Below are 9,682 nucleotides of genomic sequence, written 5' to 3' on the forward strand. Positions count from 1 at the left end.
CACCGAAAAGGCTTGCGCCTCAAGCTATCTGACTCGGCGCACGCCCCGCTTACGGGCGTTCGTGATCGGGTTGTTTGCCGCCAGCCGGTCAGCCGGCGGCGACACCGCTCAGCGCGCCATCAAGCGTGCTGTACAGCGACAGGACGCTGTCCAGTCCCATGAGTTTGATCGGTCGGCTGGTGGCGGCGCCGTCGGCGACGACCGCGAAACGGGTAGGTGGAACGACCTGATCCAGGGCCGTCACCAGGACCGTCATCCCGGCAGACGCGAGAAAATCGACTTTCGACAGGTCGACTATCAGCGCGGCGGGTCTGTCCGTCAGCGCGGTGCGCACGGCCTCGGCCAGCTGCGGCGCGCTCAGCATGTCGACTTCGCCCGAGACGGTGAGCACGGCAGCCTGCTCGACCTGGTGTTTCCCCACCTGGAAATTGGTCGGCTCGACTGAATCGCCCGAATGTTCGACCATGATCACTCACTCACATCCGTCCCACGCGGGACCCCGCTGGCTTCCGACGAGCCACTGCAAGCCGGGCTGCTGACTCAACCCCGCACCACACGCTTCATCAGGCAGAAACACCCCAGGTCCTCGCTCGTCGAGTGACGGCACTGCATCGCGTTCAGTAGATGGTAAGCCACGCGGATAATCGGGCGCGCACCTCCGCGGCGATAGGCCTCGATGGGCCTTCGGTCGGGGTCCCAATCTGTCCCGGCCCCGGCCGACGGGCCCGCCGCGCAACTGAGGAGTCGCCCCTGATTCGCTCATGGCATTCGACACCGGCGCAAACGGCGTTAGTGCCCGCATCCGATGGGTGACTGCGGCACTGATCAGGGCGGATCCAGCACCCGCAAATCTCTGTCCCCGCAATGGGGACGTTGGTACGTTCGGGAAATGCTCTTCGCGGCCCTGCGCGACATGCAATGGCGAAAGCGGCGCCTCATTATCGCCATCGTCAGCACGGCACTGATCTTTGGAATGACGCTCGTGATGACCGGCCTCGCGCATGGCTTCGAAGTCGAGGCCCGCAACACTGTCGATTCCATGGGCGTCGACGCATTCGTGGTCAAAGACGGCGCGGCGGGCCCGTTCCTGGGCTCGACGCCATTCCCCGACGTCGACCTGGCGCGCATCGCGGCCGAACCCGGCGTCGTAGCTGCGGCCCCGCTGGCCTGTGCGGGGACGATCATGAAGCAGGGCGGAGCAACGCGCAACGTCACGGCTTTCGGCGCGCCCGAGCACGGGCCCGGCATGCCCCGCGTCTCGCAGGGCAGCGTTCCGTCGGCGCCCGACGAAGTCGCGGCGTCGAGCACGCTCGGCCGGCATGTCGGCGACACCCTGCAGGTCGGCGCGCACGTGTTGCGGATCGTCGGGATCGTGCCCAATTCGACCGCGCTGGCGAAGATTCCCAACATCTTCCTGACGATTCAGGGTCTGCAGCAAGTGGCGTACAACGGCCAGCCGATGGTCACCTCGATCGGGATCGTCGGCACCGCCCGGCATCTTCCGGACGGCTACCAGAAATACGACCGGACGGGCGCTGTCAAGGATCTGGTGCGGCCGTTGAACGTCGCGGTCACGTCCATCTGGATCGTCGCCGTCTTGCTATGGGTGGTCGCGGCGCTGATCGTCGGCTCGGTGGTCTACTTGTCCGCGCTCGAGCGGGTGCGTGACTTCGCAGTGTTCAAGGCTATTGGGACCCGGACGCGCTCGATCATGTCGGGGCTGGCACTGCAGGCGCTGGTGGTCGCGCTGCTGGCGGCGGCGCTCGGTGTCCTCCTCGCGCAGCTGTTGGCACCGTTGTTTCCCATGGTCGTCGCGGTGCCTGCCGGTGCGTACGTGCTGTTGCCGGTGGTCGCGATCGTGATCGGCCTGCTGGGCAGTCTTGCCGGGCTGAGGCGCGTGGTGGCCATCGATCCGGCGCTGGCGTTCGGTGGTCCCTAGCGTGGGCGATCTCAACATCCAGAACCTCGTCGTCGAGTACTACAGCGGCGGATACGCGCTGCGCCCGATCAACGGTTTGAACCTCGACGTGACGGCAGGGTCGTTGGTGATCCTGCTCGGGCCCAGCGGATGCGGGAAGACGACGCTGCTGTCTTGCCTGGGCGGCATCCTGCGGCCGAAGTCCGGGACGATCAAGTTTGACGGGGTCGACATCACGACACTCGACAGCGCCGCGCTGGCAAACTATCGGCGCGAGAAGGTGGGCATTGTTTTCCAGGCGTTCAACCTGGTTCCCAGCCTCACCGCCGTCGAAAACGTGATGGTGCCGATGCGGGAGGCGGGGATGTCGCGCCGGGCGGCACGCAAGCGTGCCGAGGAATTGCTCACGCGGGTCAACCTCGAAGGCCGGATGAAGCACCGCCCGGGCGACCTGAGCGGCGGGCAGCAACAACGCGTCGCCGTCGCCCGCGCGATCGCGTTGGATCCGCCGCTGATCCTCGCCGACGAACCGACGGCACATCTGGACTTCATCCAGGTGGAGGAGGTGTTGCGGCTGATTCGCGAACTCGCGGACGGGGACCGGGTGGTGGTGGTCGCCACCCACGACGCCCGGATGCTGCCGATGGCCGACCGCGTCGTCGAGCTGACGCCCGATTTCCCCGAGACGAACAAGTCACCCGAGACGGTGGAGGTCAAGGCCGGCGAGGTGCTGTTCGAGCAGTCCACGATGGGCGAGCTGATATACGTCGTGCGCACGGGCGAGTTCGAGCTGGTGCACGAATTAGCCGACGGCGGTGAGGAATTGATCAAGATCGCTGGGCCCGGCGACTACTTCGGGGAGATCGGGGTGCTTTTTCACATGCCGCGCGCGGCGACGGCACGCGCTCGCACCGACGCGACCGTCGTCGGCTACACCGCGCCGGCGTTCCGCGAGCGGCTCGGCGCGGGGGGCGTGCGTGACCTCATCGAGCACCGCAACCTCGCCACCGCCGAGTGAGGTGGTGCTTGGCGCGCCGTGAACGAATTTCGGGCGCGCGTCGTGGTTGGTGTGGATTCTCCGGTGGCCGGGCCGGCCCAGGGGGCCCCGGGCGGTCGGCGGCGGTTCGGCGCGCGAAGAAGGAAGGGTGTGGGGCATGGAGGCCGGCGATCCCAACAGAGGCAAAGGTGGTCGTGATGATCCGGACGCCGCATCCCGGGAAACCGCGGAGGCGAAGCGTGGATCGCCGTGGCGCGCCGCGCTGACCCGACGGAGCGCGTTGCTCGGGGTGGGCGCGGTGGTCGGGTTCGCTGTGGCGGATGTGGCCGGGTTTGCCTATGCCGGTGGTTGGCTTCGGCGCGGCGACCCACCCAGCCCGCCGCTGCCTGAGAAATTCGCGGATCGGTTCGAACACGTTTACGGCCGCCACGCGGGGTTTCGTCGAAATCATGCCAAAGGGCTAAGCGCCACAGGGACTTTCGTGAGCACCGGCGCGGCCGCGGCCATCTGCCGAGCGGCGGTATTTCGCGAGGGCAGCGTTCCGCTCGTCGGCCGGTTCTCGCTGGGCGGCGGCCTGCCGGATCAGGCGGACAGGCCCGATACCGTCCGGGGTCTCGGTCTGTTGCTCGAGGCGGACGGCCAACAGTGGCGCACGGCGATGATCAACCTTCCCGTCTTCACAGACAGCACCCCGGAGGGTTTCTACGAGCGTCTGCTCGCGTCCAAACCGTTGCCTGAGACGGGCAAGCCCGACCCCCAGCAGATGTCCGCCTTCCTCGAGCGTCATCCCGAGACCGCCGCGGCGATGAAGATCATCAAACAGTCGCCGCCGAGTGCGGGATTCGCCGACAGCACCTTTCACGGGCTCAACGCCTTCTTCTTCACCAACAGCGCGGGCGCGACCGTTGCGGTGCGCTGGTCCGCCGTTCCGCACGAGGTCCCGGCGGCCGCGCCGCCATCGGCGGCGCCCGGCAGGGATTACCTGTTCGACGACATCATCCGCGCGGTCGCGCTGCGACCCTTGAGGTGGCGGCTGATGATCACGGTCGGCGAGCCGGGCGACCCGACCAACGACGCCACCAAACCGTGGCCGCAGTCGAGGCGGGCCGTGGACGCCGGCACCATCACCATTTCCGCGGTGCAGACGGAGGAGGCGGGCAACGCGCGGGACATCAACTTCGACCCGCTGGTCCTGCCGGACGGCATCACTGCATCCGATGACCCCCTGCCCGCGGCGAGATCGGCCGTTTATGCGCGCTCTTTCACCCGCCGCGCCGAGGAGCGCAAGTCACCCAGCGAGGTCGACGTGGCCAAGGTGCTCTCATGACGGCCCATGAGAGCGAAACGCCCGCCGCCGCAACGCGTTTCGCGCTTCCATCCCGGATATTGCATTGGCTGATGGCGCCGATGGTCATCGCGCAACTGCTCATCGGCGTGACGATGATCGCATCCCTGAGCTACTACCCGCTGCTGCTGGCCATACACCGCCCGCTGGGGCTGCTCATTCTGGTCTTCGCCGTGGTGCGGCTGGCGAACCGGCTCGCGCACCGGCTGCCGCCGTTCCCGGCCACCATGGGCCCGGCCGAACGGCGTATCGCATCCTGGTCGGAGTACCTGCTTTACGCGCTGCTGCTTCTGCAGCCGCTGATCGGGTGGGCAATGCTGGCGGCGGCGCGATTTCCGATCATCGTGGTGGGCCCGATGCAGCTGCCCGGCATCGCGCCGCACGACATCGATCTCTACGCGGCGCTCCGGCAGGCCCACAACGTCCTTGCCTTGCTGCTTTTCGCGACGTTCACCGCGCATGTCTGTGCAGTCCTGTTCCATACGCTGGCGCTGCGCGACCGGCTCCTTGATCGCATGGCACTGTGGCCCGCCAGGCCCACGTCCCGGCAACAGGATGGAACTCGCGTATGACGCCGCCTTAATTCCCGAGGGCGGAAAGGTGGGGGATCGGTTGAAGCGCGTGACCCCCCTGTCTCCGAACGCGTCACGGCGGTAGCGTCTGGGCATGCTGTTCGCGGCGTTGCGCGACATGCAATGGCGAAGGCGGCGCCTTGTCATCGCGATCATCAGCACCGGGCTCGTCTTTTCGATGACCCTGGTTTTGACGGGTCTCGCGAACGGGTTTCGGGTGGAGGCGCAGCGAACCGTGGATGCCATCGGTGTCGACGCGTTCGTCGTCAAAGCCGGCGCTGCCGGACCGTTCCTGGGCGCGACTCCCTTCGCCGAGGTGGACGTGGCCACGATCGCAGCCGAGCCCGGCGTCGTTGCCGCCGCGCCGCTGGCCACGGCGGCCTCGGCGATCACGGAAGGCACCTCGGCGCGAAACGCCACGGCCTTCGGCGCGCCGGCGCACGGACCCGGCATGCCGCAGCCCTCGGAGGGTCAGACGCCGACGACGCCCGACGAGGTCGAGGTGTCGAGCACACTGGGCAAGCACATCGGCGAGGACCTGCAGATCGGTGCGCGTACGTTGCGGATTGTCGGCATCGTGCCCAATGCCACCGCGCTGGCCAAGACGCCCTGCATCTTCCTGACGACGGCGGGCCTACAGCAACTGGCTTACAACGGGCAGCCGATGATCACGTCGATCGGGATCGTCGGCAAGCCCCGACAGCTGCCGGCGGGATACCAGACCGTCGATCGAGCCGCGGGCGTGACCGATCTGATGCGCCCCTTGAAGGTGGCGGTCGGTGCGATCACCATCGTGGCCTTGTTGCTGTGGATCGTGGCGGTGCTGATCGTGGGATCGTTGGTCTACCTGTCCGCGCTCGAGCGGCTGCGGGACTTTGCGGTGTTCAAGGCGATCGGTGTGCCGACGCGGCAAATCCTGGGGGGTCTTGCGCTGCAGGCGGTCGTCGTGGCGCTGCTCGCCGCGGGGGTGGGAGTCATCCTCGCGCAGCTGCTCGCGCCGCTGTTCCCGATGCTTGTCGTGGTGCCCATGCGCGCTTACCTCGCCTTACCTTTGATTGCCACCGCGATCGGGCTGCTCGCCAGTGTTGCCGGACTGAGACGCGCGGTGGCGGTTGATCCCGCGCTCGCGTTCGGGGGCCCGTGACCGTGGCCGATCTGAGCATTCAAGACCTGGTCGTCGAGTACTCCAGCGGCGGGTACGCGCTGCGGCCGATCAACGGACTCAACCTCGACGTAGCGGCGGGCTCGCTGGTCATCTTGCTCGGCCCCAGCGGCTGCGGGAAGACGACGTTGCTGTCCTGCCTCGGCGGCATTCTGCGGCCCAAGAGCGGAGTGATCAAGTTCGGTGGCGTCGACGTGACCGGGCTCGACGGTCGCGGGCTGGCAAAGTACCGGCGCGACACGGTGGGCATCGTCTTCCAGGCCTTCAATCTGGTGGCCAGCCTGACGGCCCTCGAAAACGTGATGGTTCCGCTGCGCGCAGCCGGATGGTCGCGCGCGGCCTCGCGCCGGCGCGCCGAGGAATTGCTGAACCGCGTCAACCTCGCCGACCGGATGAAGCACCGGCCGGGCGACCTCAGCGGCGGACAGCAGCAACGCGTCGCGGTCGCTCGCGCGATCGCGTTGGAGCCGCCGTTGATCCTCGCGGACGAACCCACCGCGCACCTGGACTTCATCCAGGTGGAGGAGGTGCTGCGGTTGATCCGTTCCCTCGCGGAGGGCGAGCGCGTCGTGGTGGTTGCGACCCACGACAGCCGGATACTGCCGATGGCCGATCACGTCGTCGAGATGGCACCCGCGCACGCGTCGGCGAACCGCCTCCCCGAAACCGTGCGCCTCAAGGCGGGCGAGGTTCTCTTCGAGCAGTGCACGATGGGCGAGCTGATCTATGTGGTGTCGGAGGGTGAATTCGACATCGTGCGCGAGTTGGCCGAGGGCGGCGAGGAGCTGGTCAAGGTCGCCGGAGCGGGGGACTACTTCGGCGAGATGGGCGTGCTTTTTCACATGCCGCGTTCGGCGACGGTGCGCGCGCGAACCGACGCGACGGCGATCGGCTACACAGCGCAGGCGTTCCGTGAGCGGCTCGGCGTAACGGGTATAAGCGGTGTGATCGGGCAACACGAGGTTCCCGCCGCCGACTGACTACCGGCCTGTCCCTGCCCCGATCGGACGAATATGATCGGCGCCGTCTACCGACGGTGCCACGAGGAAGCGGACGAGGAAGCGAGAGGGCTATGCCGAACCAGCAGCAAGCCGACCGGATGACGTCGGGCAAAGGTTTCATCGCGGCGCTCGACCAAAGCGGGGGCTCGACGCCCAAGGCGCTGCGCCTGTACGGCATCGAGGACGACGCATACTCCTCCGAGGAGGAAATGTTCGATCTCATCCACGAGATGCGCTCACGGATCATCACCTCGCCGGCGTTCAACGGAGACCGGGTGCTGGCGGCGATACTGTTCGAGCAAACGATGGACCGCGAGATCGAGGGCAAGCCGTCCACCACCTACCTGTGGGAAACCAAGGGCGTGGTGCCCATCCTCAAGATCGACAAGGGCCTGGCGGAGGCGTCCGACGACGCCCAGCTGATGAAGCCGATACCGGGTCTGGACGAGCTGCTGGAACGGGCCGTGAGCAAAGGCGTGTTCGGCACCAAGGAACGCTCGGTGATCGGGGGCGCCAATGCCGAGGGCATTGCAGCGGTGGTCGCCCAGCAGTTCGAGCTCGCCCATCAGGTCTTGTCGCACGGCCTGGTGCCCATCATCGAGCCCGAGGTCACCATCTCCATCTCGGACAAACCAGAGGCCGAGGGCATGCTGCGCGACGAGATCACCAAGCAACTCGAGACCGTGCCCGAGGGGCAGCGCGTGATGCTCAAGCTGAGCCTGCCAACCGAGGTCAACTTTTACCGGCCCCTGATCGAACACCCGAAAGTGATGCGGGTCGTCGCACTCTCCGGCGGCTACTCCCGCGACGAGGCCAACGAGTTGTTGGCCAAGAACACCGGGCTGATCGCCAGCTTCAGCCGCGCTCTCACCGAGGGGCTTTCGGTCGACCAGTCCGATGAGCAGTTCAACGTCACGTTGGACAAGTCGATCCAGTCGATCTACGACGCCTCTGTCGCAGGGTGAACCGGGCGCCCGGGTCGGGGCTCGGGCGCAATCAATAGCGATGGTCGGCCATGGGCGGTGTGCCCGGGGCGGGATCGGCCTCGTCCGACACCAGCGCGGGAACCATCTCGCTGGTGACCAACCCGTGGTGCCGGGTGAGTTCGTCGACCACCTCGAAGGATTCGGCGATGTTGGCCGGCGTGTCGATGATGATGGTGACGACGGGGACGTCGCGGCTCACTGACAGCAGCTTGTCGCCGTGCGGTTGCTGGTCGGCGCTGAAGCCCCAGATGCCCCGGATCGCCGTCGCTCCGTCGGGCGACCTGCGTTTGCGAAGCTGCTGGAGCAGGCCGCGGTGAATCGGCACGCCGTCGTGGCGGGCGGATTCGGAGGTGTAGATCATCAACTTCTGCCAGAGCGGCAGACCGCGTTCGTCGAATGCCGGCAGGGGGTGCGGCGGTGCCAGCAATTGACCGTCGCGCTTGCACACCCGAACCCGTTCCACCGTGATCGTGGGCCGCCGCAGCAGGCCTCCGAGCTCGGGCAATACCCGACCGATGCGCTCGGCGGACCCCACGGCGATGACGATCATGGGAACGTCGGGGTTGCGGCCGAAGAAGGCCGCGCGTTGCCGCTGCCCGCGGACGGTGCCGTCCACGCCCAGGAACACCGACGCGCCCGCAACCATTCGGCGATACAACAAATCGCACAGGGCGACGTAGGCGGGCACGCCGAAGACGCGTTCCTTGCGCCCGACGTAAATCGTCAACTTCACCGCTTCGTGATCGACGGGCAGTTCGAGCGGTCCGATGTCGTCGCGCAGCAGCCGCGCTCGTTCGAGGGTGAGCAGACCGCGTTGTTTGATGGCAAGCACAGGGCCGAGCACCGCTTCGATTGCTGCCTTGGTGTCCACCGCCGCCACCACCACCGGCGGGTCCTCGGAAAGCGTCAGCGACTCGTCGGTGCGCAGGTGGCGGCCCGTTCCGAACCCGCCGATGCCGCGCAGCACGATGCTGCTGGCAATGCGGTGCTGTTCATACAGGCCAAGCAGCACATCGGAGACAAAGCCTTCACGGGTCCGCCGGCGCTCCGCCAAATAGACGCTGAGCATCAGGCAGTCGTCGTCCATGGCCGCTCCTCGTCCACGGCGATTCCGTCGCTGAAGATGTGCTACCGGTTCGCGGAGATATTACCCGCAGAACGCGCCGACGTGACCCAGACGGTACGGCCGAAGCCATTGCGGATTCGGGACCAATTCCTCTGCCACCGCCACCCGGCCACCAATAACTTGTTGTCTGCCTTGATGATTCGAATCAACGAGAGGTTTTCCTGGTCAGCATCCGGGCGCGAGCGCGTCGACGACGATTCGGGCGGTACGTTCGGCACGCTGCCGTGAAAGCCGTTGTGCCCCAGAAAGTATCGGATACACGACCCCTCCGACGATGGCGTCCGCCGCGGACTCGGGCGGCGGTCCCGTCGATGCCGGCGGCGACCAGCCGCACCCGGACGCGGTCGTGCAGAGGGGCACTGAACCCGGCGCGCAGCCTGGTGGCGGTTTCCTCGTGCTCCATGCCGGCGACGGTCAAAACCTTCAGCATGGCCAATCCGCGCGCGGTCGTCATGCTGCTGTCTCTGGAGGACGCCGGCTTCTGTGAGAAGGGCACAGACATGGAGTTCGTCGCCAACCACGACCTCACCTTTCGCGGCGATTTCCCGTTCAACACCGCCGGCGGGCAACTGGGA

Annotated in this window: 9 protein-coding genes and 2 pseudogenes; 8 read left to right on the top strand and 3 right to left on the bottom strand. The window is 66.9% G+C overall.

The genetic code is table 11. The features are described from left to right. Nucleotides 1-88: 88 nt before the first annotated feature. A complete protein-coding gene (locus JO059_RS18280) occupies nucleotides 89-466 on the bottom strand; it encodes an STAS domain-containing protein (RefSeq protein WP_293321219.1) in 378 nt (125 codons plus the stop codon). A gap of 423 nt (nucleotides 467-889) precedes the next feature. Between JO059_RS18280 and JO059_RS18285 the strand changes: the two genes are divergently transcribed. The 7 genes from JO059_RS18285 to JO059_RS18315 all read left to right on the top strand — a co-directional run bounded on the left by JO059_RS18285 (nucleotide 890) and on the right by JO059_RS18315 (nucleotide 7,960). Further along, on the top strand, nucleotides 890-1,939 hold the full coding sequence (locus tag JO059_RS18285) for an ABC transporter permease (RefSeq protein ID WP_293321221.1): 1,050 nt from the start codon (nucleotides 890-892) through the stop codon (nucleotides 1,937-1,939). Nucleotide 1,940: 1 nt separating this feature from the next. Next, complete coding sequence (locus JO059_RS18290) at nucleotides 1,941-2,936, top strand: ATP-binding cassette domain-containing protein (protein WP_293321223.1); 996 nt, start codon at nucleotides 1,941-1,943, stop codon at nucleotides 2,934-2,936. 136 nt (nucleotides 2,937-3,072) lie between these two features. After that, nucleotides 3,073-4,242 carry a catalase family peroxidase gene (locus JO059_RS18295; RefSeq protein WP_293321225.1) on the top strand — a complete coding sequence of 390 codons (1,170 nt, stop codon included), beginning with the start codon at nucleotides 3,073-3,075 and terminating at the stop codon, nucleotides 4,240-4,242. Then, a complete protein-coding gene (locus tag JO059_RS18300; protein ID WP_293321227.1) occupies nucleotides 4,239-4,832 on the top strand; it encodes a cytochrome b/b6 domain-containing protein in 594 nt (197 codons plus the stop codon). Before JO059_RS18295 ends, JO059_RS18300 begins: the two co-directional genes overlap by 4 nt. A 94-nt stretch (nucleotides 4,833-4,926) precedes the next feature. Further along, on the top strand, nucleotides 4,927-5,976 hold the full coding sequence (locus tag JO059_RS18305; protein WP_293321229.1) for an ABC transporter permease: 1,050 nt from the start codon (nucleotides 4,927-4,929) through the stop codon (nucleotides 5,974-5,976). Nucleotides 5,977-5,978: 2 nt separating this feature from the next. After that, the gene (locus JO059_RS18310) at nucleotides 5,979-6,974 is read left to right on the top strand and encodes an ATP-binding cassette domain-containing protein (RefSeq protein WP_293321239.1); all 996 of its coding nucleotides are present in this window, start codon (nucleotides 5,979-5,981) and stop codon (nucleotides 6,972-6,974) included. A gap of 92 nt (nucleotides 6,975-7,066) precedes the next feature. Continuing rightward, the gene (locus tag JO059_RS18315) at nucleotides 7,067-7,960 is read left to right on the top strand and encodes a fructose bisphosphate aldolase (protein WP_293321231.1); all 894 of its coding nucleotides are present in this window, start codon (nucleotides 7,067-7,069) and stop codon (nucleotides 7,958-7,960) included. 31 nt (nucleotides 7,961-7,991) lie between these two features. On the opposite strand, the gene JO059_RS18320 is transcribed toward JO059_RS18315, so the two are convergent. Both JO059_RS18320 and JO059_RS18325 read right to left on the bottom strand, forming a co-directional pair. After that, complete coding sequence (locus JO059_RS18320) at nucleotides 7,992-9,068, bottom strand: DUF190 domain-containing protein (RefSeq protein ID WP_293321233.1); 1,077 nt, start codon at nucleotides 9,066-9,068, stop codon at nucleotides 7,992-7,994. Nucleotides 9,069-9,272: 204 nt separating this feature from the next. Next, a pseudogene (locus tag JO059_RS18325) lies at nucleotides 9,273-9,567 on the bottom strand (TetR family transcriptional regulator); the annotation flags it as partial. Here JO059_RS18325 and JO059_RS18330 point away from each other — a divergent pair. Continuing rightward, a pseudogene (locus JO059_RS18330) lies at nucleotides 9,554-9,682 on the top strand (thiolase family protein); the annotation flags it as partial. The pseudogenes JO059_RS18325 and JO059_RS18330 sit on opposite strands and share 14 nt — an antisense overlap.

The organism is Mycobacterium sp. (assembly GCF_019247615.1).
Taxonomy (GTDB): Bacteria; Actinomycetota; Actinomycetes; order Mycobacteriales; family Mycobacteriaceae; genus Mycobacterium.